21 protein-coding genes and 1 tRNA gene are annotated in these 25,501 nt (G+C 39.6%); 13 read left to right on the top strand and 9 right to left on the bottom strand.

What is annotated here, in order from left to right:
• Positions 1 to 138: 138 nt before the first annotated feature.
• A complete protein-coding gene (locus CDG76_RS30575) occupies positions 139 to 717 on the bottom strand; it encodes a Uma2 family endonuclease (RefSeq protein WP_094352601.1) in 579 nt (192 codons plus the stop codon).
• A gap of 634 nt (positions 718 to 1,351) precedes the next feature.
• Between CDG76_RS30575 and CDG76_RS30570 the strand changes: the two genes are divergently transcribed.
• A complete protein-coding gene (locus CDG76_RS30570) occupies positions 1,352 to 1,735 on the top strand; it encodes a hypothetical protein (protein WP_190241031.1) in 384 nt (127 codons plus the stop codon).
• 152 nt (positions 1,736 to 1,887) lie between these two features.
• On the opposite strand, the gene CDG76_RS30565 is transcribed toward CDG76_RS30570, so the two are convergent.
• The 3 genes from CDG76_RS30565 to CDG76_RS30555 all read right to left on the bottom strand — a co-directional run bounded on the left by CDG76_RS30565 (position 1,888) and on the right by CDG76_RS30555 (position 6,264).
• Positions 1,888 to 4,422 (bottom strand): GUN4 domain-containing protein, encoded by a 2,535-nt coding sequence (locus CDG76_RS30565; protein WP_094352600.1) that lies wholly within the window; start codon positions 4,420 to 4,422, stop codon positions 1,888 to 1,890.
• 537 nt (positions 4,423 to 4,959) lie between these two features.
• Positions 4,960 to 5,032: transfer RNA gene (locus CDG76_RS30560), tRNA-Arg, on the bottom strand.
• Positions 5,033 to 5,076: 44 nt separating this feature from the next.
• Positions 5,077 to 6,264, bottom strand: coding sequence for a murein hydrolase activator EnvC family protein (locus tag CDG76_RS30555; protein WP_094352599.1), 1,188 nt, complete (start codon positions 6,262 to 6,264; stop codon positions 5,077 to 5,079).
• Positions 6,265 to 6,423: 159 nt separating this feature from the next.
• Here CDG76_RS30555 and CDG76_RS30550 point away from each other — a divergent pair, with 159 nt between their 5' ends.
• A complete protein-coding gene (locus CDG76_RS30550; protein WP_094352598.1) occupies positions 6,424 to 6,732 on the top strand; it encodes a hypothetical protein in 309 nt (102 codons plus the stop codon).
• 326 nt (positions 6,733 to 7,058) lie between these two features.
• Entirely contained in the window at positions 7,059 to 7,703 is a 645-nt protein-coding gene (locus tag CDG76_RS30545; RefSeq protein ID WP_094352597.1) for a DUF4439 domain-containing protein, read from the top strand.
• Between the two features lie 72 nt (positions 7,704 to 7,775).
• Here CDG76_RS30545 and trmFO read toward each other — a convergent pair whose 3' ends face one another.
• Positions 7,776 to 9,092, bottom strand: a complete 1,317-nt coding sequence (trmFO, locus tag CDG76_RS30540) for an FADH(2)-oxidizing methylenetetrahydrofolate--tRNA-(uracil(54)-C(5))-methyltransferase TrmFO (RefSeq protein ID WP_094352596.1) — start codon at positions 9,090 to 9,092, stop codon at positions 7,776 to 7,778.
• A gap of 385 nt (positions 9,093 to 9,477) precedes the next feature.
• Here trmFO and CDG76_RS30535 point away from each other — a divergent pair, with 385 nt between their 5' ends.
• Both CDG76_RS30535 and CDG76_RS30530 read left to right on the top strand, forming a co-directional pair.
• Positions 9,478 to 9,732, top strand: coding sequence for a hypothetical protein (locus CDG76_RS30535; protein WP_094352595.1), 255 nt, complete (start codon positions 9,478 to 9,480; stop codon positions 9,730 to 9,732).
• Positions 9,733 to 10,065: 333 nt separating this feature from the next.
• Positions 10,066 to 11,337, top strand: a complete 1,272-nt coding sequence (locus CDG76_RS30530) for a ribulose bisphosphate carboxylase small subunit (protein WP_094352594.1) — start codon at positions 10,066 to 10,068, stop codon at positions 11,335 to 11,337.
• Positions 11,338 to 11,824: 487 nt separating this feature from the next.
• Here CDG76_RS30530 and CDG76_RS30525 read toward each other — a convergent pair whose 3' ends face one another.
• The 3 genes from CDG76_RS30525 to CDG76_RS30515 all read right to left on the bottom strand — a co-directional run bounded on the left by CDG76_RS30525 (position 11,825) and on the right by CDG76_RS30515 (position 14,841).
• Positions 11,825 to 12,574: a hypothetical protein gene (locus CDG76_RS30525; RefSeq protein ID WP_094352593.1), complete on the bottom strand. Its 750-nt coding sequence runs from the start codon at positions 12,572 to 12,574 to the stop codon at positions 11,825 to 11,827.
• Between the two features lie 362 nt (positions 12,575 to 12,936).
• Positions 12,937 to 13,332, bottom strand: a complete 396-nt coding sequence (locus tag CDG76_RS30520; RefSeq protein WP_094352592.1) for a hypothetical protein — start codon at positions 13,330 to 13,332, stop codon at positions 12,937 to 12,939.
• A 1,224-nt stretch (positions 13,333 to 14,556) separates the two neighbouring features.
• Complete coding sequence (locus CDG76_RS30515; protein WP_094352591.1) at positions 14,557 to 14,841, bottom strand: hypothetical protein; 285 nt, start codon at positions 14,839 to 14,841, stop codon at positions 14,557 to 14,559.
• Between the two features lie 310 nt (positions 14,842 to 15,151).
• Between CDG76_RS30515 and CDG76_RS30510 the strand changes: the two genes are divergently transcribed.
• The 5 genes from CDG76_RS30510 (at position 15,152) to CDG76_RS30490 (ending at position 18,005) form a co-directional block, all read left to right on the top strand.
• Positions 15,152 to 15,457 carry a hypothetical protein gene (locus CDG76_RS30510; protein ID WP_094352590.1) on the top strand — a complete coding sequence of 102 codons (306 nt, stop codon included), beginning with the start codon at positions 15,152 to 15,154 and terminating at the stop codon, positions 15,455 to 15,457.
• Positions 15,458 to 15,459: 2 nt separating this feature from the next.
• The gene (locus CDG76_RS30505) at positions 15,460 to 15,678 is read left to right on the top strand and encodes a hypothetical protein (protein WP_094352589.1); all 219 of its coding nucleotides are present in this window, start codon (positions 15,460 to 15,462) and stop codon (positions 15,676 to 15,678) included.
• Positions 15,679 to 16,370: 692 nt separating this feature from the next.
• Positions 16,371 to 17,468, top strand: a complete 1,098-nt coding sequence (locus CDG76_RS30500; RefSeq protein WP_094352588.1) for a Gfo/Idh/MocA family protein — start codon at positions 16,371 to 16,373, stop codon at positions 17,466 to 17,468.
• A 7-nt stretch (positions 17,469 to 17,475) separates the two neighbouring features.
• On the top strand, positions 17,476 to 17,721 hold the full coding sequence (locus CDG76_RS30495; protein ID WP_094352587.1) for an HNH endonuclease: 246 nt from the start codon (positions 17,476 to 17,478) through the stop codon (positions 17,719 to 17,721).
• Between the two features lie 38 nt (positions 17,722 to 17,759).
• Positions 17,760 to 18,005, top strand: coding sequence for a hypothetical protein (locus CDG76_RS30490; protein WP_094352586.1), 246 nt, complete (start codon positions 17,760 to 17,762; stop codon positions 18,003 to 18,005).
• A gap of 297 nt (positions 18,006 to 18,302) precedes the next feature.
• Here the strand turns inward: CDG76_RS30490 and CDG76_RS30485 are convergent, their stop codons facing one another.
• Positions 18,303 to 21,020 (bottom strand): DUF3536 domain-containing protein, encoded by a 2,718-nt coding sequence (locus CDG76_RS30485; protein WP_094352585.1) that lies wholly within the window; start codon positions 21,018 to 21,020, stop codon positions 18,303 to 18,305.
• Positions 21,021 to 21,554: 534 nt separating this feature from the next.
• On the opposite strand from CDG76_RS30485, the gene cax reads away from it, so the two are divergent.
• The 3 genes from cax (at position 21,555) to CDG76_RS30470 (ending at position 25,271) form a co-directional block, all read left to right on the top strand.
• Positions 21,555 to 22,646 carry a calcium/proton exchanger gene (gene cax / locus CDG76_RS30480; RefSeq protein WP_094352584.1) on the top strand — a complete coding sequence of 364 codons (1,092 nt, stop codon included), beginning with the start codon at positions 21,555 to 21,557 and terminating at the stop codon, positions 22,644 to 22,646.
• Between the two features lie 307 nt (positions 22,647 to 22,953).
• On the top strand, positions 22,954 to 24,102 hold the full coding sequence (locus CDG76_RS30475; RefSeq protein WP_094352583.1) for a serine/threonine-protein kinase: 1,149 nt from the start codon (positions 22,954 to 22,956) through the stop codon (positions 24,100 to 24,102).
• Positions 24,099 to 25,271 carry a DarT ssDNA thymidine ADP-ribosyltransferase family protein gene (locus CDG76_RS30470; protein ID WP_094352582.1) on the top strand — a complete coding sequence of 391 codons (1,173 nt, stop codon included), beginning with the start codon at positions 24,099 to 24,101 and terminating at the stop codon, positions 25,269 to 25,271. The genes CDG76_RS30475 and CDG76_RS30470 overlap by 4 nt, the downstream gene beginning before the upstream one ends.
• The last annotated feature ends 230 nt before the right edge of the window (positions 25,272 to 25,501 follow it).

The following is a 25,501-nucleotide window of genomic DNA, read 5'->3' as shown; positions in this document are numbered from 1 at the left end:
CGATCGCGATTAAATTGTAAGTATAGTTCCAGTATCCCACCTCAGCAGGGCTTTTGATGTTTAAAGGGAGTGTCGATGGTTTAAGCAAATTTAATAATGTTTAGTGATTGTAGAAATAAAATCAAGATAATCAGTCATCTATGCAAAAATCTGCTGTAAATTTAAAACAAAACCAGGGAGAACATCTTCACCCGATAAACTTGTGGGAGATTGTAAAACTTTTGGTGCAAGATTTGGACGATAAATTATTACTTGTTTATCTTTAGGATTAATTAACCAACCCAGTTGTAAGCCATTTGCTAAATATTCCTCCATTTTGGCTTTAGTATCTTCCACATCATCAGTTTCAGAAACTAATTCCACTGCAAAATCAGGACACAAAGGGAGAAATTTCTTTCTTTGTTCTGGAGTAAGAGCATCCCATCTTTCTATCCTTATCCAAGAAGCATCAGGTGAACGAGTTGCCCCATTTGGCAATTTAAAACCAGTAGAAGAATCAAAAGCTTTTCCCAATTTATTTTGATTGTTCCAAAACCATATTTGACCTAATAAATCGAAATTACGGTTTCCCGTTTCTCCCCCAGTCGGTGACATGATAATTAATTCCCCTTCAGCAGTTAACTCTAGTCGTAATTCTTTATTCACGGCTACAATCTGTGCAAATTCCTCATCAGTAAATTGCAGATTAGAAGGTAATTGTAAGGTTAAAGCAGTCATAATTAATTGCGCTCCACAAAAATCCTAGTTGCATCAAACCCATGTCCTGCTAATAGGGAAGATTTAGCCTCTACTTCTACTTTAAGAATTCCCTCCAACAAATGCCCCATTATTTGATTTTTTAAAACAATTTTGGGGTAGGTAATAGGGGTGAGAGACTGAATGAGAAAACAAAATCTCTAGTATAGTCTGACTGGAACAAGCCTCTAGGCTGGGAACCCATTCTGGAAGGGCTGCCGCCTCCGATCTTCTTGACAAGAGGCAGAAGCCTACTTTAAATACATTCTTAGCCTCCACGCTGGGAACAAGACAACACAAGCCTTTGGGCTTTTTTTAGTACCATTCGGGTGAGAGACTGAATGAGAAAAAAAATCTCTAGTATAGTGTTATATCAATCACCAGATACGTACACTAATTTTTGTATTCCAGACTATCCGTTGCCATTCTTCTCATAGGGTAAATTAAGTTTATCCCATGAGACAAAATAACCTCTCGATTTTGTGGTTAGTCTTGTAAAGGTAACGAGCGCGGAGGGATTTGAACCCCCGACCCACAGAACCGGAATCTGGTTAAGAACGATATAACTAGCATTTTCTCAGTTTTCTCTGACTTCACTAGGCAAGTTGAGAGAAAGATGAGAGAAAATCAGAAGCAAGTCACACCAAGCGATATAGCCAATCATCTCATAGGTTATGAACGTTTGCTAGACTTCTTTAAGGAAGCGCAAAACCAAACACCTAAAGGAATAGGACTCAAAAAAGACAGTAAAGCTAGTGGTACTTATATCCTCCTACAATTCAAACTCGGTGATAAGCGTGTTGCTAAAGCGTGTAACTGTGCTTTTACGATGGATGGGATAGCTAACGCACTCAGAAAAGCTAAACAAGTTAGTGAAGCATTAGGGAAGTTTAGCAGTGAGACAGAGTTTTTAGCTTGGTATGATGAACACATATTAGAAAAAAACCAAGTCAAGAATCAGGGTAAGCGCATCTCAAACGCTATTGACAAGCGGGTTTAGAGATATCATCATATTGGGATAAGCAAGCAGCAAGAATAGTCAGCATATAGTTATTATCCATAGCAGCTCGATTCGATTTTTGGCGATTACTACAGTTATGAACAATTTTGCTCATAAGGTGTGTTGAGTAAGTTGAGAAACCTAGAGAATAATTACTGTTTTGAAATATTGCCAATACCACAAGCTTCCAAATGGTAAAAAAAAGTAATCAATCTGTCTCTTCTATTTTCAAACCAGACATCATTAATACCTGCCCACAGACAACTAGGAAGATGTCCTCTTAGTGCAATGTCAATGCCAATATAATAATGACAATCATCTGAATTACGCCAGAAGTAGTTACCATTATTATTACGGGTTCTCCATCCTACTGATACTCCAAATTTATCTCGTATTTCACCATTAAATTCTTTAGTTCCACCTAAATTTTGATAAATTTCCTTTTGTACAGAGAATCCAAATTTTCCTTTACTGCAATTTAGCCAAAGCTTATCAATTGTATTTAAATCTATAGCTGGTATTTTAACAATTCGTTCGTTATTCAACTCTGTATATGCTCTAGCATCCTTCACGATTATATTAAGTCTTTTATCATGATTAGTAACTGCCAAACACATGAGTTTTGCTGTTTCTATATCAGCTTCTTTCCATTTATTTTCTGCTAATAGTTTCTTCAAATTACTATAATCTACACCCACAGATGATTCCATGAATGCTATAAATCTTCCATCATTTTTTAGGTTCTCAAAGCTCGGACTAACTTTTATTATTTCTTGGGACTTTTCTGGATTTAATGTTATAGCTTCTTTTAGATTTTCTAGAGCAAGTTCTGAATCTTCCATCCATATCATACAGGTAGCTTTCTGTATAAAAAACTGATATATTTCAAGACTAGAAGAATAGATTGATATAGCTATATCACAAATTTCAATTGCTTCTTGGTATCTTTCTAATTTATAAAGAGAAAAGCTTTTTGCAGACAAGATATTAAAAGTGTTATAACCTTTAGAAATAGCATTATTACATAGTAAAAGTACAGTCTCATGTTGTTCTAGACGATATCCTAGAAGCATTATTTTACTTTCCAAAGGCATAATAAGTTCACTATTAATTTTAAGAGATTCATCAAAGGCATGAATTGCTTCTTCATACTTACCTAATAACACTAAAGCCCAACCTTTATTGCACCAAGCTCCGTAATAATGGGGATTTAAGCTGACAGCTTTATCGTAACAATGAATAGCTTCTATAAGATTTTTAATATTTTTACTCTCTATTCCTTGTCTATTAAGTTCTTCTGCTTGTATAAAATATTGATATTTAATAAGATTTATTTTATATAAACTATTAATTAACTTAGAAATATCCTCATAACAATTTTGGAATAGAATTTTGAATTCCTCATTTAGTTTTGTTTTTGCTATATCATATTTGTTAATAATTTCCTCCATTCTCTTTTGTTCCTTATTACCAGCAAACCACCCTCCAACAGCACCACCAATTACACCCCCTAATCCTGGTATAATAAGATTACCAATTACGCCCCCTACAATTACTTCTGTAAATTTAATTCTTCCTGTAAGACCATCTACGGCTCCTTCTACGGCTCCTTTAAAGAAGGCTTTTAACTCGTTTATTTCTTCAGGAAAATTAAAATTTAAAACTTCCTGTATAGCTGTTTCCATCTGTTTAATTGCATTTTTTAGATTAGAAAACCTATAATTTGAAATATCATAAAATATTCTTTCTACTTGGTTTATATCTAAAGTGATACAAAACTTATCTTCTAATGTTCTTACAATTTGCTTTTCTATTTGCCTTATGGACAGCTTGATATCTTCTTGTAGAGTAGAAATATTAAACGCATTCACTATCCCATGAATTTTATTTTCTTCTTCTTCAGCTTTGAACCTAACTGATAGAGGTTCATATATTCTATTTTGTAGAAATTCATAATATAGATAGTTTGATAACTTGACAGAATCTATATTTTCAATTTGACTGAGGCTTACGTTTATGATATCTTTAGCTTCAGTCTCGTTAATTGAGACTAAAGCTAAAGATTCTACTATTTTTTCTGAGTTATTAGTTAGTAAATTATAGTTAATTTCTTGATGCCATACTGGAAAATCTTCATTAGTTTGTTTGCTATATACTATTAATTTATTAATAGATTCGATGGTTAAGTTTTCCAATTGATTAATTAGTATTGGGACTATTAATTCTTGATTTATAGCTTCTTGTGCTTCCAGCATTACTCGCAAGCAACTATCTTTTAAATTTACTTTTGCTATAATGCCTTGCTTTTTTAAGCACTGATTTATCACAATAGTTATTGATTGAATATCACCAGACTTAGCCATTTTAAATAGTTCTTGTCCTGGTGCTTCTACTAAATCAAACAATTCATGCCAATCAAAAAATACTTCTCCCGGTCGTTTTCCATAAACTTTAATACTTTTGATTGCAGTAGCACCCAAGTTTGTGAAAGACTTACGGAAGTATTCAACTATAATGTGTTGTGGCGGCAATTGAATTGCTTCTATAAGAATTTGTAAGCAGTTATCTTTTAAATCAACTTGAGCAATGATACCTTTAGGCTCTAGTTGTCTGTTTATTATAGTCGCAATAGCTTTTGGATTGCCTTGTTTAGCAAGTTGCAGTATATTAGGTTTTGGTTGTGCCATAACACCTTCTTTCTAGGTAGTAAATGTCTTATATCTTATTTTTCCCAGTTGCAGTCGTTAAATAACGCATGGAAAGTAGAAATTAGACATTTTCTAACAGTTATGCCTTCTTATTAATTAGGAGTCCCGTTTCCTTTAGATTCCCTAGCAAGCATAAAAAGTTCGATGAAAATATACTCAAGTATCTAAGGTATGCAACTTTTTGCACACTAAAGTACATACCTATAAATATAGGTGATAGCACTCTAACGCAGAGACAGCACCACTATAAAATCAACCTGACCCACAAAATTTAAAAAAAGTCCAGTTTGGTATAAATTATATTAAATATTTTCTAGCAAGTTCTTAGGAATTATCAGAGACAGGTTTTATAAATTAATTATAAGCAAAAATTATATTACCAAGTCTAACCTATAATTTTTATGTATTCCATCTATCCGTTGCAATTCTGTCTGATAGGGTAGATTGGTTTTATCCCGTGAGAGAAAACTGAGAGAAAATGACCTCTCGATTTTGTGGTTAGTCTTCTAAAGGTAACGAGCGCGGAGGGATTTGAACCCCCGACCCACAGAACCGGAATCTGTTGCTCTATCCACTGAGCTACGCGCCCTTAATCTTCCATATTATAGCACGTCTGTGATAAGATTCGCAGCTTTAAAGATAATTAGCTGGGTCTACAGGCGTACCATTCCGACGAACTTCAAAGTGGAGGTGAGGGCCAGTTGAGAAACCTGTAGAACCGACAGCAGCGATCGCTTGTCCGCGTTCAACTGCTTGTCCCTCAGAAACATACAACTCGCTGGTATGACCGTAGAGTGTAGTCATGCCATTACCGTGATCGATAATTACCGCTCTGCCATAGCCACCATACCACCCAGCAAAAATGACTCTTCCCGAATCCGCAGCTCGTATTTTACTACCATAGCTGGCGGCAAAATCTAACCCGGCATGAAAGCGACGATAGCCAAGAATTGGGTGTACCCGCCAGCCGAAGGGACTGCTAGTAGAAGCATCGCTAGGATATGCCATTACACCAGTTCCCCGAATGATGATACCTGTTCGGCTGTTGGTTTTTGCTTGGGCTTCTGCTACCTTTTGTTGAATCAAGACTTCCAGATTTTTAGATTCTCTTTCTAGCTGATTTTGCGCGGCTTCTAAGGCAAAGCGATCGCTATTCAGGCGTTGAATCAATTCTGATTGTGATTGTGCCTGGGTTTGATAATCGGCTTTTTGTGCTAATAGTTGTTCGCGAATTAAGCCGATTTCGTTTTTTTGCTGTTCTACTTCCGTTTTTTGTTTATCAATTGAGTTTGCTTGGGTGTTGAGTTTTACCAAAATTTTCTGATCTGCTTGAAACACTAACTTCAACTGATGACGACGGCTGAAAAAGTCGCTGATATTTTCACTTTCGAGCAAAACTGCCCATCCCGCAAAAGCAGGCGATCGCTGAAGATAACGCAATCGTGCTACTGTTGCGATTTGCCGCTCCTGATATGAACGTTCTGCCACATCTAAATCAGTTTCTAACTGCTGGAGGTATTGGGTAGCAAGTTGTAATCGTGATTCGCTCTCTAGAAGATAGCTATCTGTCGTTTGCAGATTTTGCTTTAAACCAGTGAGGTGTTTTTGCGCCTCTTGTTGGAGATTATTTAAGCGATCGCGCTCTCCAACTACACCCTGACGCTGCTGGTTCATTTGTTGCTGCTGTTGTCGCAGAGTATCAATAGACCCTGTAGACGTTGCATCGGCTGGAATTAATGCCAAACAAATCCACAAAATACAGCAAAATGCAATAGATAAACAGCAATAAATCTGCTTTTTTTCTAGAAATCGCCCTCTCATAGTGCGAACCTAATCAAAACGATACTTTCAAACACTATGAGGATTATTCCCAAAATCTAGTTCACCCATGCCAACACATTATTAAATTGGTATGCCAAGTTGTAACACAAGGATTCCAGCTATGTCAGCATTGAGCAGGTATGTCAGCGGGTGAGGTGTATGAACGCACGTATAGCAATTCTCTTAATTACCTTGGTTTTGCCAGGTTTGGCTGTGGTGGGAGTATCGTTGTATTGGTTTAATCTCGATTATGCAGCACTGATTAAAGCTGAAAAGTATGTGGAAAAACTGGTAGAGGTTGGAAAAGTAAATGATAGACAGTTAGAGTATGCCTATCATCGCACCTACATTCATCGCATCAACGTATTTGCCGATGGTACCTGGGGATTGCTGGGAGGTGTAATTACAGCGCTAGGCATACACGGATTAGTCACTATTAATATAAGTAAATTAAACGATCATAAATAATACAAAGTTACTTTTGTTCGCTATTCAAAGAAAAGCGAATAATCTGACTAAATGCCTGACTATATTGCGTTTCGTTAAAAATACAAAAATAGTATTTATCCATATTTAGTGTAATTGCTGACACCATTACCAAAATAAGTTACAAATGAGCAGTCATTGACTTGGAAAGTGAACATCTAGTCAAGACACATTAGAACTATTCGTTGGGCAAAATTATTCTTTTTCCAAAGGTAATACTTGCAGCCAAGGTTATTCATGCCCTGGCTATTCCCTCATTTTCATATCCGCATCAAAAAAACCGTAATTTCTTTAGGAGACACTAACTTATGGACTATCAAAACCCTTTCAGCAAAAAATCCTCCCGCCGTGGGGTAATAGTGAGTGGAGCAGTTGGTGGCATAGCGACTGTGTTAGGTTTGCCGCTCATTGCCCAAAAAGTTGATGCTCGGACAACAATTGCTGGGCGAAACGATGTAAAAATTCTGAATAATGCTCTTTATTACGAACATCAGGCAATTTGGGCTTATGGTGCTGCTGCTGGCAAACTAACTAATACTGAAGTTGGTAAAGCTGTCTTAGCTTTGGCGCTCCGCAACCAAGCTGATCATAAAAAGCATCGAGATGCTTTAGCAGCTACGATCACCAGTTTGGAGGGAACTCCAGTAAAAACAAAGTCTAGCTATGATCTTTCATCTTACATCAAAAGGGGTGAGGGGAACTTGGATAGCGATGTGAATATTGCCAAGCTGGCTTTAGCTTTGGAGACTGATGCGGCGATCGCCTATACCCAGGAAATTGCTAAGTTGAAAACTCCAAAATTGATTACTGTCGGGGCAAGTATCGGTTCTACTGAGGCTGCCCATGCTGCGGCTATTCGTGCCACTTTCAAAGCACTTGGAGTAAATCTTGAAATCGTACCAGCGTCTTTTGTTAGCTCTGAGAATCGTGAAGCCTGGGTACTGAAGGTATAGATAGGGAGTGGAGAAGGTGGGGCCCCCTCTGGGGATAAGGGGTAATGGGGAAATCTCAATGCCCCATTCCCATTAATTATGATTAGCTTTCCAGTTTGCCAAATCAGTTAAAGAGCGATCGCGGTAACGTCCATAACGCTCTGGTTTACTTTTTATTTTCATTCCTAAATCGGGAAAAATCCCAAAGTTAGGCGGCATTGGTTGGAAATGCTTCGGCGAAGCGGAACTAATAAATTCTAATAATGCACCCATCATTGTTGTTGGTGGTAAAACCAAAGCTTCTTTACCCAAAGCTAATCGCGCTGCATTAATTCCCGCCAAGCAACCACCCGCAGCCGCAGCAGTATAACCTTCAGTACCAATCAATTGTCCTGCGGCTAATAATGTCGGACGCTCTTTAAATTGCAAGGTAGGATGCATTAACTGGGGAGCATTAATAAAAGTGTTGCGGTGCATTACTCCCAGCCTGACAAACTCTGCTTTTTCCAAACTGGGAATTAATTGAAAGATTCGCTTTTGCTCACCCCAACGCAGATTTGTTTGAAATCCTACCATGTTCCACAGCTGACCAGCTTTATCTTCTTGTCGTAACTGCACCACAGCATAAGGACGTTCCCCTGTGCGAGTATCTGACAATCCCACTGGCTTCAGGGGGCCGTAGCGCATGGTATCTTCTCCGCGCTGGGCTAGTTCTTCTATGGGTAAGCAAGCTTCAAAAAATTTCGCCGTTTCTCGTTCAAAACCCTTGAGTTCTGTTTGTTCAGCTTTACAGAGTTCTTCCCGAAAGTGCAAGTACTGCTCTTTATTCATTGGGCAGTTGAGATAAGCGGCTTCACCTTTGTCATAACGTGATGCCATAAAAGCAATGTCACGATTAATCGATTCTCCCACGATAATCGGACTCGCTGCATCAAAAAAGCTGAGGTATTCCATCCCTGTAAAGCGTTGCAAATCTTCTGCTAGATCGGGACTAGTTAAAGGCCCGGTTGCTAAAACCACAATCCCTTCAGGAATTGCAGACACTTCACCCCGGCGAAATTCAACTAAAGGATGACTCGCTAAAGTTTCAGTTAAATCTTGGCCAAATTGTCCCCTGTCTACAGCTAGCGCCCCACCAGCCGGAACGGCGTGTTCATCAGCTTTCGAGATGACAATCGAACCGAGTTGGCGTAACTCTTCGTGCAATAATCCCGCCGCGCGATCGCTTGCCATTGCCCCAAAGGAATTACTACACACTAATTCTGCTAAATGTTCTGTATGATGAGCCGGACTAAATCGCTTTGGACGCATTTCATGCAGAATTACTGGCACTCCAGCTTGCGCTATTTGCCAAGCTGCTTCTGTCCCAGCTAGTCCACCTCCAATTACTTGTATCGGTTGTGTTTCCATAGTTAAATTTTAATTCCCATATTATAAGTATCCATCAGCATTACAGAAGTAAAATTAAATCAAAAGTGATGTTAAACCACAACCAGTGCAAATAAAGTATTGGGCCAATTGTAACGTTGAGACTACACTCTCAAGTTTTTTACAATCGATTCTGCTGTCACACCAAAAGCCATCGTCAGCAGTGGGCTAAACATTTTCCAACTGGCAAGCTGCCAGGAAGTGCGATCGCGTCCTCAGCCCTTGTCTAATTGGATTAATCAAAAAAGTAGCAAAATTAGTCATAAAACTAGGATGTTTTGTATAAAACCTTGATTTCTCCTTTTTCTAGGTGATACATTAAGTACATATTCAATGATTAGTTATAAAGGCGTAATTGAGGTGATTTATGACTAAAAACAAAATTAAAGATAACGTCGCTTTAAATCTAGCTCCAGTTATGTTTATTGAAGAAGTAACAGATGATGAAGAATTGAAAAGTGTATACGGTGGCGTAACGCCTCCTGTTTCACGACTAACCCCTGAAATTATTGCTGCTCTTGAAAAGCGCGGTATTAAAGTGATTAACGATTCTAACAACCCAGATATATTAACAGAAGAGGCGTTATCTGCTTTAAAAGAAATTTTTGCTAATCAGACGTAGTAGATACAAACGATTTCCATTAACTGTAGCGATATACAATACTAGAGCGTGTTTGAAAACACGCTCTGTTCTCAAAAATAGGCTAATGTAAGTAATCCTGGAATTATACAAATGGCTCATCAAAGTCATTTGATATTGTAATCAAATTTTTGGCACTACCAAATAACAGCAGTTTTCACTCCTTCCATGCTTGGGCGCGCGTTCAACTGTGGCAGCAGACAATCAACCCAACAAATTAACAAGCACAAGCTTGTCTGAAAGAAAAGCGATCGCTATCCCCAAAAAAAAATTAACATTAACCTTAGAAGTGTTAATTTTTCATCGTATAAACTCATGGGTTACTACATCGCTCCCCGCTTTTTGGACAAACTTGCTGTCCACATTACCAAAAATTTCCTGAAGCTTCCTGGCGTACGAGTTCCCGTGATCCTGGGTATTCATGGACGCAAAGGAGAAGGTAAAACATTTCAATGTCAATTAGTCTTCGAGAAAATGGGTATCGAAGTAACTCACGTATCTGGCGGCGAATTAGAAAGTCCAGATGCGGGAGATCCAGCGCGGTTGATTCGGTTGCGCTATCGGGAAACAGCTGAACTGATCAAAGTACGCGGCAAAATGTGTGTACTGATGATTAACGATTTAGATGCCGGTGCTGGACGCTTTGATGAAGGCACTCAATATACTGTAAACACGCAGTTGGTGAATGCCACACTGATGAATATTGCTGATAATCCCACAGATGTGCAGTTGCCGGGAAGCTATGATTCCACACCTTTACATCGTGTGCCGATTATTGTCACAGGTAATGATTTTTCTACTCTCTATGCACCGTTAATTCGGGATGGACGGATGGAGAAATTCTACTGGGAACCAGATAGAGACGATAAGGTAGGAATTGTCAAGGGGATTTTTGAACCAGATGGATTGTCACAAAAAGAAGTTGAACAGCTAGTTGATACTTTTGTCAATCAGTCTATTGACTTTTTTAGCGCTTTGCGATCGCGCATTTATGACGAACAAATCCGCAACTACATCCATAAAGTAGGTTTTGAGCAGATATCCTTGAATGTGGTTAACAGCACTCAAGGGCCACCTGAGTTTAAAAAGCCAGATTTCAGGCTGTCTCACTTAATCGAGTCTGGTAACTTCCTGGTTGGCGAACAAAAACGGGTGGAAAGTTCCCATTTGGTTGATGATTACAATCGACTCAATCGAGGTAGAAATTCTCAATCCGCACCACCTGCTGTGGTAACACCAATTAGTCAGCCGTCAAATGGCGCAACCAAAGAAGTAAAAACTAATCAATTCCAGAAACAGGAAGCATCAAGTGCCCATTTGACACTAGACACACAAGCTCAAATTAGACAGTTATTATCTCAAGGTTACAAAATTAGTATTGAACACGTAGATGAGCGCCGCTTCCGCACAGGTTCTTGGCAAACTTGTGTTCATAGCCACATCGATGCCGAGTCTGATGCCATCTCAAATTTGGAATCAACTCTGGCAGAATATAGCGGTGAATATGTGCGCTTAGTAGGTATCGATCCTAAAGCCAAGCGGCGGGTGGTGGAGACAATTATTCAGCGTCCAAATGGAAACAATTAGGGGCAGATGCAGCAGAATCCGGGAGTTAAAAATCGGAAGTTAAATCGACGCTTAGAAACTGCATCTAAACAGACTAAACCCGCCCACGCGGGTTTAAAAAGCTTTATTTTCTATTAGCTCATACCATTTCTGGGTAATTATACCAATTTGAAAAAAGAATGCAACAAATAGACCATTTGTAGAGACGCGATTCATCGCGTCTTTACCCAAGGATATGTTGTTGCAATCATTAATTAAATTGGTATTAGCTGCTAAAGAGATGGTGTTTTAGCTATAGCAACGCCAATGCTGTTCGCTTAAGGCAAGAGACGTGATAAATCGCCGTCAAGACAAAGTTAATCCTAAATCATTTGTGAACAACGAAAACCCCAACCTCTTGGAGAAGTCGGGTATCTAAGACTGCGAATTAGATTGCCAAATTTTTTGTTAATTCTTAAACAACTGGAAACAATATGTTTCCTTAATTTGAAAGCTGAATTTTTCCCTTTTACCTACAAGTATTGGCTGAAGCTGAGGTCATCGTTCTTAAATCGCTTGTAAATGCGGCTGTGTATTGATAAGGTGATGAACCAGAGCAATTCATGGAATTTGTATTAGTACCACGAGGAGTCCACCAAGACTGAGCTTTCACAGTTAAATTTGCGCCATTCCATGATAGATAATTGACAAGTAAAGAGTTAGTTTGTCCATTATCTGACTTTTTAGAAGAGAAAAATGTGGCATAATCAACCTGGCCATTAGCTGGATTAATCCGGGCTATAACTGCGGCTTGTGGCCCGCCTCCATAACCATAGCTAGGCAACCACCGACCACTGGCAAAACGGCGAAAATCATTACCTGTCTGACTGCCTGTAGAAGAGTAAATGCCATATAAAACATCACTTCCATTCCAATACAATCCGTAACCTGTACCATCGTCGCCTGTTGTCTCGTAATCATCACGACACCATGCTTTTATCCCATTATTAAAGCGGATAGTTACAGGGTTTTTGTTATTTGAGAATTGCTGATAACCAATGTAAATTCTTGCTGTTCCATTAACTACTTTGGGGCCATTTTTAGCTGCGATTGTCGCTTCACTATCATTGCAACTGAATGTCACAGCTTCACCGATCGATGTATTTATGGTTTCAGCTAAAACTGGAGCAGTTTTTTGTGTGAGAACTAAGTCACCTACTAAAATTACAGACAAAGAAATGCCCGCAAAATACTTTTGTAATTTGCCAGAATAAATCATGTTATGAATCTGCCAAGACAAGGAACGGAAAACACCGTATCACTATAAACTCTAATCAGTATTTAGACAAGTAAAATGCTTGAAAACACTACGTAGCAAGACTCTCAGTACTGGAAAATATTAGTTATGACTACAAAATGCCCGATCCAATATGCATGATCATGCATGATAGTAGCTGTATATAATTATTGTTTATCAAAGAGCATTAGTAAATATAAAAAATTGCAATAGGTTATGCTTTACCATAAACAATTGCAGTAATATAAAAAATAATTTTAATCAGCCAAGTGCCTTTGTTCGTTCCCTACATCCCTTGTAAGAACATTGTTTTACCTGTGTTTTATGCTTTTATCCGGGCTGTATTAGGTAGTTTTAGGATTTTTATCTGATGCTTCTCCAGCAGCAGCTTTCAAGCGACTCAATCTGCTTTTGCGAATCCGTTCACTATCGCGAACCCCACCCGCCATTTCATATTCACTGCTATCTTTGCCATATTTAAAAGCAACCCCTCTTACCATCTTGTCTGTAAGATTACTGAGAGTTTTTTCCATCGCATCAATTTTAGTTTTAGAAGAATCAATTACAGTTAACGCAGTGTTATAACCATCAAGCATGGTTCTTAGCAGTTCAATTGCTTGACTCAAGTTTTGCAAATCGCAATCATCACCAAAACTCATATTTGAATCAATTGCTTTTAGTCCAGCGGATCTCAACTCAGCTTTTTCGAGAACACGGGATGTACGTTTTTTACGAGACATCAATAATATTCCTTAGAGAGGTTTCTAAAGCTACTTTGGCTTACTAAAGCTGTTTTTTGGTTCAGTAAAATTAGTGATAATTATATTTGTCAAAAAAATCTTAACGAATCTGAGTAATTTCTCTTAATTTTCAGTTTTTACCTGTTTTTCTTTGCAATTGCTTTAATCTTGATGAGAAACATTGCAATGTTGATGAGGAATATTGCAATGTTAATGAGGAACGTTGCAATGTTGATGAGGAATATTGCAATGTTTATGAAGAACATTGCAATCTTGATGAAGAATATTGCAATGTTGATGAGAAACATCACAATGTTGATGAAGAATGTTGCAATGTTACAGCAGTTCTCAGGTGTTTAGACCACGAATTAGATGGAGAATGTAGAGTAGGCTTGCCGTGAGCGTAGTCGAACGGGAGTGAGGAGTGGGGTATGAAACAGCAGGAGGAGACAAAAGCAGTTATTTTGTTGATACTGCCAGGAAAAGGCATAGTCTGGGAAATATAGGACTCCTATTTGATTTTTGAACAAGACTCAGTACGGATCTATGCCTTCTTTCCTGTTCCCTATTCCCTATTTCCTGTTCCCTGCCCACGCAAGTAAATTCAGGAATCAAACCGGATTCCTATATAGCAATCCGATTTTATTTCTGTTCGCGCAGCGTGGCGTAGCCATACTTATTTTCATAGGAGGCAAGAGCAAGAGGCTATAGGCAATAAGCGACAGTCAAGAAGCCTCTTTGAGTTGTACTGAATTTTTTCGTAAATCAAATATTGATTTGGCTACTTAGCAAGCATTGGCAGTAATTAAATATAGTAAATCTAATTACCGTGAATAAGTTTTATTTAATACAGCCAGATATTTATAAGATACTTGTTTTCTCATAAATATTTCAATAAGTGGTCAGACAAAAATATTTACAGTCATTGCGATTGCTTTATTTTGCAACTCTTGGAAACGCTACCGCGTAGCAAGATCCCCATAGGGGTACGCTCCCGCAATGACATTGTGTAATTAATTCTGTCTGACTACTTACTGCTCCACTCATGCCATTTATATTCCCAATACAAAGCTTTCAGAACGAAGACAAAGTAATACTTAGGTACTATCATAGGGCGATCTCAGTGCGCCAGTTGTGTAAGTCTTGGCTAAGTATAAATACTTTTCCCCAACACATCCCCAATTAGTGTAAGTCGTCCCCAATCATCCCCATATTTATCCCCACTTACTCTTCATTTATTTTTGGAGGTTCTTCTAAAAAGCTAGCAATTGGGGGAGGGAATTCACCGTTATTGAGTAGTATTTCAAAGCATTCATCTTCTGAAATTCCGTGTTTTTTAGCTTTGTAGGCTAGTAGCTCTTTAAACGCTCCGATATTTCTTCTCATATAGAATGAAGTTATTGAGGCTAAATTAGCCCTTACAGATCGCTCCATTAGCTTTGAGACTACCAAAAACCAATCTTTATCAAAATCTGATAAATCTATTGATCCGACATTTAATTTAGCCATTTTTTACTTCTATATTACACTTGTTTGATACTGGTACATTTATGTTATACTGGTGATATAAGTTACTTGTACAAGCTTTTTAATATTTTTTAATACATATAGCGTTAGTGTTAAACCTATATAACACTGGTATATTATAGAAGTAGACAAGTATACAACATCTGACCAGACAGGTATACGCTACAAGACTAGACAGAGGATAGTAACTTGTCTTGTAGCTACTTGAACGCGTCTTAGACGTGTCTAAGACTGTCGCTTTGTTGTCCGTTCCTTGTCTTGTCCACAGTTTGACCTACTACTAATAGAGACAATGTTAGCCACTGACCAAGACAGAACCGCTAACGATTCACTTGATGAGCCTGAATATACCCGAACAATTATTGCTGGGAAATTAAAGATATCAGCAAAAACTCTTGTTCGTTATTTAGCATTTGGTGCTGATTATATTGCTGCCTTGAAAGCTTATGTATCGGATGACGACCCTTTGAACGGTAAACGAATTTTGGAGTCTAATATCAAATATTTAGAAGAAATTCAATATCTAAAGTTACATTATTTGCCTTTGCGAGTAAGTGAGATTTTGAATCATAAATATACACTACTGGAGAGTGCTTGATTATGAGTATTTCAGAACTTGTGACATTTTTGAACGGTGTTTCTTATATTCTGGACTCTGTACAAGATTCACCGGAATTAAAAAGATTGGCCAAATCAAGATATTACTCGACAAGTAATAATCTAGTTTTGGCTGACATTCAGCTAGTAATCGAAGAAGTATCTAACGGATTAGCCCAAGCTAATAAATTTGAATTAGATCAAAAACTATTAGAAGAATAAATCATACAACTAAAAAATTATGCTCTCAAACATCGGATTTGCGTTATCGATGTCATTGAGATTTTATCTTGCAAATTTACCAAGAAAGGCAGAGGACAGAAGGAAGAAAATATAATTTTTGCCCTCTGCCAAAAGGGTTTAAAGCCCCTAAATTTATTTATGAAAAAAAAATATGTATTTCGAGACGCACAGTGCAAGAAATACTACGTCCCTATTGAATCCCCTAAATTTATTTATCGGGTTTCCCTTCTGCCTGGTTGTTGAGCGTAGCCGAAACACTGCCCCACTTCTCTACGAGACGCTCCGCGTAGCTTGCTTCCCCGTTCGCGCAGCGTGCCGTAGGCAAGGGGTACGACTACGCTCTGTTACCACGCCAACGACTACGCTCTGTTACCACCTGCCTTCTGCCTCCTCAACAAAATTGCTTTATTGCTTTTACCATAAAATCATTCTTTTCGGCTATTGTTTGCGTAAGTCTTAAGATGATTACAATAGAGAATTATCTGATAAATCCACTTGTACATAATAGGACTTACGCAAAATCATGATAAAACGAACCACAAAGGACGCAAAGGACACAAAGGAATAAGAGTTTCAGAGAGTTATTGCGTAAGTCCTACATAAAAAGCTATTGCTTTTTTGAGGTGGAATTATTAGGGTTTAGCTAAGTAATTAATGGGAGCAAAAATGATATGATTGGAATTGCGATCGCAGGCACTGGATTTGGTCAAAAAGTCCACATCCCTGGATTCCAAGCACATCCTCGCACTGAGGTAGTTGCTGTTTATCACCGAGATATTAATAAAGCCAAAGCCATAGCAGAATCCCATAATATCCCCCAGGCTTCCGACTCACTTACAGATATTGTGGCCTTACCAGAAGTGCAAGCAGTCAGCATCTCTACACCGCCCTTTTTGCACTATGAAATGGCAAAGACTGTACTCCAAGCGGGAAAACATTTATTACTAGAAAAACCGACAACTTTAAATGCAGTTGAGGCGAAAGAACTTTATCAGTTAGCTAAAGCAAAAAGCGTTATTGCAACTGTAGATTTTGAATTTCGGTTTGTACCAGCATGGCAATTGTTTGCAGAATTATTGTCAGAAGACTATGTGGGTGAGTTACGCTTAATTAAAATTGATTGGTTAGGTTCTTCTCGTGCTGATACTTCACGCCCTTGGAATTGGTATTCTGATAAAGATAAAGGAGGCGGTGCGTTGGGATCTTTGGGTTCTCACGCCTTCGATTATATTCACTGGCTATTTGGGCCAGTGCGTAGATTAAACGCTCATTTAACTACTGCTATTCCTACACGAATTGACCCGATTAGTGGGGAATCTAAGGCAGTGAATACAGATGACAATTGTATATTAACGCTGGAATTAGCCAATGGTACACCTTGCCAACTTTCTATCAGTGCGGTTGTTCATGCAGCAAGAACGCATTGGGTAGAAGTATATGGCGATCGCGGTACATTAATAGTGGGCAGTGAAAATCAAAAAGATTATATACATGGTTTTCGTGTTTGGGGTTCCCAGCCAGGTAAACCTTTAACAGAAATAGAAATACCGAATCGGTTAATTTTTCCCAACAATTATGCTGATGGGCGCATTTCGGCATTTATCCGCGTAGTAGACCAATGGGTGCAAGGAATTGACCGAAATCAGGAAATTACACCATCACTACGCGAAGGAATTTATTCTCAGTTGTTGATGGATTTATCTCATGAATCGCATCAAAAATCAAGTTGGTTAGATGTACCTAGTTTAGAAGAATTTCTGAGTAACTAGAAAACAAATGAGCAAAACTCCCCGCATTCGTATCCCGCCGGAAGTCAAAAAATATGTTTTTCAACGCGACCAATATCAATGCCGAAGTTGCGGTAAAACTAATGTAGAAACTAACCTCAGTATCGATCATATTATTCCCCTCGCTCGTGGGGGTCAAAATGATATCAGTAATCTCCAAACTCTCTGTTTTACCTGTAATCAGCAGAAAACAGACAACATTGATCCACGTTTCCGGCGATATTTTCAGCTTTAGGTTACGATGGTATCGGCTATTAGTTTCTCTTCATTTCTATGTCTCAAAATCACAATAGCAATTCCCGAAGATTTCCCAACATTAAAACTACAATTATCTACTTCTTCGCTATCACAGCTATGTTAGTAGTAACCTTCCCCTGGTTATATGAGATTAAAACTAAAGCTGGGATTGATATATCACCTGGACGCCATGCAGGAACATTTTTTGAAAAACATACCCGTGGACTGTTTAAGTGTGAGTGGCTTTATCCCTACCATTGCGATCGCTCTCACGTTAGGTAAAGAAAGTTACAGCAGATTCAGAATTTAGAAGTCACAATTCAGAAGTCAGAATGGGCTGCGCCCCGCTGCGCTAACAGTAGTAAAACAGGGTGCATTACCTGGACTTAAGACGAATCGTTGTGTACTTCACGAACTTGAAATTGACTGTAAAAAGCAAAGAGGATAATTATCCCCTTTTCTTTGTGTGATATAGCGGTTCTCAGTTGAGTCAGGTACAAGAACCCCACCCCTAACCCCCTCCCCGCAAGCGAGGAGGGGACTATGATGTACCTCATGTGATTAGAAAACGCTATATATCTATCCCAACTGATTGGAGATTGAACTAACATCAACAGCTAATTTTTTACCTAACTTGAGCAACTGAAGACACTGATTATCTCCTTCATTCCCAACGCTAGTAATACACACTGGTGCTATCTGACTTTGCAGACAACTAAAATATAGTTCCTGCGATCGCTGTAGGGAAATATCAATATTTAGTTGATCCCCGACATCAATCAATCGCTCCAATAGTTGGATATCTGCATTAAAACTACCATTGGCATCGTTCAACAATTGCCAAAGCGATCGCGCAATTAACTGTTCTAACATTTGCTTCCCGTCGGGAATATTCAGCCGACAACGCAGATGTTTTGCTTCAGTCGCGATCGCCTCCAATTCTAAGATGTGATTCCAACTCTTTTGGGGATCGGCAATCTCTTGCTCAAGCGATCGCAATGTCATCAGACAGCGATGCCCTAAAGCAATATCTGCTGCTACCTGCAATTCTTGCGGTACTGCGATTTCATCACGATGAAACGCCATCAGCACACCATAATTATCACGGTAGGCTTGGGTATACAACTGTCCTAAACGTGTCAGTGTTTCCTGACTCAGCAGCCCCATAATCCGATGACGTTCTTCAGCAAATAGATTCTGTAAGCTGAAAGCTTCTTCTCCAAATAGCTGTGTCATCGCCAAGATCGTATGAGCCGCACTAGCTTGTTTTAGCGCCCCAAACAGCTTTTCTTTTAATTGGCTGTAGTTACGCCGCCCGGTAAATTGTTGAATGCCGCAATGAAAATCCCAGCCTCCTAAATGCAGAACCGCAAATACCAAATGCTCACTTTCCCAAGTAATCTCTGATACTAGCTTTAAATTTCCTATAGCCAGAGTTAGCGATCCCATCCGTTGCATTTGGTAATCTAGCTCATTGGCAGCATAGCAATAAACCTTTTTGTGGTAACGCTGAGACTGTTTGTCAGCAGCATCTTTTCTCGGTAGGGAATTGTGTGTCTCTGCTGGTTTCTGATTACTAAACAGGGAAGTAATAGCGTAATGGGCTGCAACTTGCTTAAAGCCAAGTTGGGCAGTTAACACGAGTTGCCGATAAATTTCCGCACCGTGTTTGAACTGATCCACATTACTGGGGGCTAAACCAAGACGTTTGACAAAGCCCTTTTCCAACTGCACACCTGCTACATCCCCTGCCAATTCCAAAGCACGGGCGGCATAGCGCAGAATTTGCGTCCCCTCTGGACGGGAAATTTCTTCAAAAAACCAACCGCAACTAGTGAACATTAACAACGCGTGACGTTGCATTTCCAATAGGCGTAGAGCGTCTACTTGTTCGGCTGCGGTTAGTTTGTGGGTTTGATGACGGGAGAGGAAACGGTTGACATTGCCAGCAGAGCGATCGCGCATTACTTGGATATATTCATCTCGCGCTAGCCAAGGATCGCGAAATAACTGTCTACCATGTTCTTCATACACCTCAGTTAGTTTATCCCGCAGCCAATTTAGGGCATCCCGCAGTGGACGACGCCATTTCTGATGCCAAACTGAGCCTTCCCCACCACAACCACAGTCATCTTCCCATCTACCGACACCGTGGGCGCAACTCCAGGCTGTGACTGACTTTAATTCCACTTCCCAACTGGGAGAATTTAAGCTCAAGTAGTGGGCGAAGTTCGTCACCGTCCAACCCTGTTGAGGAAACTCTTTGGTAAAGGCGTAGGCTAAAGTTTTCTCTGTTCCCTTTTTGTGGTGTCCAAAGGTTTCCCCATCCGTCGCCACAGAGATTAGCTGTGCCAGACGATGATCCCCACGTACTGCCGAACCAATCCGGCCGGCAAAGTGACTGGAATTATAAACGACATCACTAAAACCCATATCCCGCGATATCGGGCCATCGTAGAAGAAGATATCAATGTAGGGTAATTCTTCTGTATTACTATCGTTGGGGCTAGTGGCAACCGCACTTAGAGGTGAAGATGAAGTGTCTAGTGTGGGCTGCAAATAACAACGGTAGGGACGCGTGGAATCAATCTGACTACCGCCGACTTCGATCCATTCAGGATGGGGACGATCTGGAGTAGGCAGGGGACGGCAACGCAGTGCTTGAGACGGTGCCAGGACAATGAAGCGAATACCCTCAGCAACAAGAGCCTCTAGGGTGGCGTAGTCTACAGCCGTTTCTGCTAGCCACATTCCTTCGGGATCGCGGCCAAAGCGGGAGCGGAAGTCTTCTTTACCCCAGCGAATTTGGGTACATTTGTCGCGCTCATTCGCCAGAGGCATGATGATGTGATTGTATACTTGCGCGATCGCATTACCGTGACCATGCAAGCGATCGCTACTTTTGGCATCTGCCTCTAATATTCGCTGATAAACTTCCACATCGTAGCGTTCTAGCCACGACATCAGCGTTGGGCCAATATTAAAACTGAAATATTCGTAATTATTGACGATCCCCACCACTTCACCTTGGTCATTTAAGACTCTGGCAAAGGCGTTTGGACGATAGCATTCCCAATGAATCCGCTCATTCCAATCATGGAAAGGTGCAGCGCTCGGTTGGCGTTCAATTGCGTCCAGATAAGGGTTTTCCCTTGGTGGCTGGTAAAAATGACCATGCACCGTCACATAAACACCATTAGCCTTTCTTAGGGGATCGGTTTCTTTGGTGTTATTGGGATCTGAATGTAATGTTAACGTTGAGCCAGAGCTAGCTGGCATTTCAGCAGCAGAAGTCATGTATATTTAATCCAAAACAAAAAACTTGCAGTTGCACCAAAAACATTGTGCGTAAACCTTTCTACAATAGTTTTCACACAAAATCCGGTATAAACAACAACTATGAAACCCAACCAAATTTTTGACAAAGCAGTTTTATTGTAGTGGGAAATCTGCGTTATCGCACAGCCCTTTCCCTGAAGGCTTAAAATAATTAGCCATTGAACAAAGCCTTAGTTAGGGGTTTTTTCTTCTTTAGCGCCAATCAAAATTTTAATTGTCTTTTAATACATTAAACCCCATTTTTGATGTAATATTTTGGCTCAAATTCATACTTTTGCAACAAAAGATTACAACAACTCATTATATCGCAATTTTGCGTTACAAAACATCCGCAGCGTTGAATGGAAAACAAGTACAATCTCTGAATGGTTCTACAGGCGGTTGAGAGTACCATATCGGAGTGCTGAGTGAAAGTTAATTGTTAATTCAACACTCCAAATTTGAAACTTAGGATTGCTCGCTGTGAATGATACCCTCAACTTAAGACAACAAATGTCAACCAAAAACATTATTCTTTTCGCTTTACTACTATTTATCCCGGTTTCTGTAGCAGCCCACTTTCTGGAATGGGGAGAATTGACAGTTTTCATTACAGCTGGATTAGCAATTCTGCCTTTAGCAGCTTGGATGGGTACAGCGACAGAAGAAATTGCTGTCGTAGTCGGGCCATCATTGGGGGGCTTGTTAAACGCCACTTTCGGCAATGCTACAGAACTAATCATCGCCCTAGTAGCCCTGAACGCTGGGTTAATCGATGTAGTCAAAGCTAGTATCACGGGATCGATTATTAGCAATTTGCTACTGGTAATGGGTTTTTCCATGCTTTTGGGAGGACTGCGCTACAAAGAACAGACATTTCAGCCAATTGTGGCGCGGGTGAATGCTGCTTCGATGAATTTGGCGGTGATTGCCATTTTGATGCCAACGGCGATGAATTACACTTCTCAAGGAATTAACGAAGAAACAGTGCAAAATCTTTCTATTGCTGTTGCCGTCGTATTAATCTTGGTTTATGCCCTAACGCTGCTATTTTCGATGAAAACCCACTCCTATTTGTATGATGTGGGTGTAGCGGAGACAGAAGAAGAAGAAACCCCTCACGCAAAACCAAATATGATGTTGTGGGTTGGCGTGCTGCTAGTATGTACCTTACTAGTGGCAATTGAGTCAGAAATGCTAGTAGATTCCCTAGAAGTGGCCACATCTCAGCTAGGTTTGACGGCGCTGTTTACAGGGGTGATATTGGTTCCCATCGTCGGTAACGCGGCTGAACACGCTACAGCAGTCACCGTGGCAATGAAAAATAAGATGGATCTTTCCCTTTCGGTAGCTGTGGGATCGAGTATGCAGATTGCCCTATTTGTCGCACCCGTGTTGGTGATAGCAGGGCGGATATTAGGTAAACCAATGGATTTAGATTTCAAACCCTTTGAATTAGTAGCTGTGGTTGTGTCAGTGTTGATTGCCAACAGTATTAGTTCCGATGGTAAGTCCAATTGGCTGGAAGGCACTTTATTATTAGCTGCTTATACAGTATTGGGGTTCGCCTTCTACTTCCACCCAGTGATGGAAGGTATGGGGTAGTACCGCAAGGCGGAAGTCAGAAAGAGGAAAAGGGGCAGGGAGCAGGGAGCAGGGGGGAAACCCCATAAATAAATTTACTTTCTCTGTACCTTTTTATTTCTGCTCAAAAGTTTGTAGTAAGGAATTTAGTCCTTATCTTCTAAGCACGCTTTGTGCTTAGTACAAACCCTCAAAACAAGCTTATTGTACTAGTTAGTAGTGCGACGCCGAATAGCCCGTCGTAGAGATCGCTCATATTTTAACGGATTCGCAAAAGTCTCCACCCTTAACGCCAGTAAAATAAAGAGATATAAGAGCGATCGCCTGTATGAGCTACTGCCTTAATCCCCATTGTCCCAAGCCGGAAAATCCCAATCATGTCAATTTTTGCGTGACTTGTGGTTCCAAATTACTCCTCAAAGAACGTTACCGTGCTATCAAACCAATCGGACAAGGTGGTTTTGGCAAAACCTTCTTAGCTGTGGATGAGGATAAACCCTCAAAACCACGCTGCGTAATTAAGCAATTTTATCCCCAATCCCAAGGCACTAACACGCTGGCAAAAGCCGTAGAGTTATTTAACCAAGAAGCGGTGCAGTTAGATGAATTGGGTAAACATCCCCAAATTCCCGAATTACTGGCATATTTTACCCAAGAAGCTCGGCAGTATCTTGTACAAGAATTTATCGACGGGCAAAACTTAGCCCAGGAATTAGCACATAGAGGTGCTTTTAGTGAAATAGAAATCTGGCAACTATTAAACGATTTATTATCAGTATTGCAATTTTGCCATGCTAGACACGTAATTCACCGCGATATTAAGCCAGAAAATATTATTTTACGCCAGAGCGATCGCAAACTAGTATTAGTGGATTTTGGTGCTGCTAAATCTGCCACTGGCGCTGCCTTAAATAAAACTGGTACTAGTATTGGTAGTCCAGAATATGTAGCCCCTGAACAAATGAGAGGTAGGGCTATTTTTGCCAGCGATATTTATAGTTTGGGGGCGACTTGTATTAATTTATTAACAGTGCGATCGCCCTTCGATTCTTATGATACTAACAACGATACTTGGGTATGGCAGCAATACTTGCAAACTCCCGTCAGTAATGAGTTGAGTCGCATTCTCAACAAGATGCTAGAAAGTATTCCAATTCGACGTTATCAAACAGTAGATGAAGTTCTCAAAGACTTCAATCAACAGCCGAAAGTAGCAGCTATGTCAGCGATACCGCCAAAACCTATCCCTCAAGCCCCACCAAATTCTCCACCCAATTTTGTATCGAAATCTCCTAGTCAACTGGAGCGGGAATTAGAAGAAATGAAAACCCAATTTATGGGTAACAGCAAACCTCAACCAAATAAAACACAACCACCAAATCCTACATCTCAGCCTACTAGTAAAAGCAAAATAGATGAAGAATTAGAAGAATTAAAAGCCAAATATCTTGGGAAAAATAACACACCAAATCAATGAGAAAGCCAGATATTAAAAGCCTCTATTACATCACACATATTGAAAATCTGCCCTCGATACTTCAAAGAGGTATATTATCCCACAAAAAAGTTGAGGAGTTAGGAGTTTCATATACACCAATCTACGATAGTGGAATTGTTAGCAAACGTAAAGACAAGTTTACACCTGCAAAGAGTAGTTTGTGGGAGTACGCTAACTTATACTTTCAGCCACGTAACCCAATGATGTATCGGGTGGTTCATGAAAAAGACAAAAGAGATATTGCTGTTATTGGAGTCAAACCCGATGTACTTGCAGCAGCAGGAGGACTAATTACAGATGGAAATGCTGCCAATGATCCAACTCAGTTTTTTGCTATTAAGGAAGGAAGAGAAATACTTCAGAAACAATGGAAAATTATTCAAAATGAGTGGTGGAATGATCTTGATGGTTCTAAACGAAAAATAATGGCTGAGTGCTTGGTTCCTAAGCAAATCAGCCCAGAACTTGTTCATTCAATTTTTGTAGCAGATTATAAGGCTAAAGAGCGAGTCGAAACAATTATCGGTTCAGCTAAAATACCTGTTGTTCCTGAACAAAATATGTTTTTCCAACCCATATCTGCCAGCCGTATTGGGACTAATATTTCCTTGATTGATGGGGATATGTTTTTTTCAAATATGCAAACTTTGACGATTAGTGTTAATCTTCAAGGCATAATGGGCAAAGGATTAGCATCACGAGCAAAATATCAGTTTCCTGACGTATATGTAGTTTATCAAGATGCTTGCCGGAATAAACAGCTTACTGCTACAAAACCCTATCTCTATAAACGTGAAGCTTCTTTAGACCAAGAACTAGCTGATCTTAGCTTTCCTCTTGTGACCTCCAATGCTGTAAAGTGGTTCTTGTCGTTTGCTACTAAAAGACAATGGCGAGACAACTCTCGTTTAGAGGACATTGAAGGTGGCTTAGACTGGGTTAGAAACAATTGTCATGAAATTGGTATTCAGTCTTTAGCAATGCCAGCTTTGGGTTGTGGTTTAGGCAACTTAAATTGGGAGGAAGTAGGACCGCTAATGTGTCGTTCTTTGCATAATATAGGAATTCCGGTTGCAATTTATCTTCCACGGGAACATCAAATTGATTCCAAATATTTAACTAATGATTACTTGCTAAATCGCTCTTGATTCGCACGTTTCTTAATCGCCTAATTACTGTCCGTCCGCTCATTTTTGACATCCAATCGTATTTCATAAAACCTATATTTGATAAGGTTTTTAATTTTTGTAGGGAATTTCTAATCTCCGTTTTTATTCACCTTTTATAGTTAAAATGGGCTACTAAATGTCTTTGGTAGTTTTCACAAAAAAGTGACTCTAATATCTAGAGTCACCTGCAAATAAAATAAATTGAGACT

Origin of the sequence: Nostoc sp. 'Peltigera membranacea cyanobiont' 210A, from assembly GCF_002246015.1 — a bacterium.
GTDB lineage: Bacteria > Cyanobacteriota > Cyanobacteriia > Cyanobacteriales > Nostocaceae > Nostoc.
Note: the sequence above shows the minus strand (reverse complement) of the source record. Positions and strands in the feature narration are given on the sequence as shown.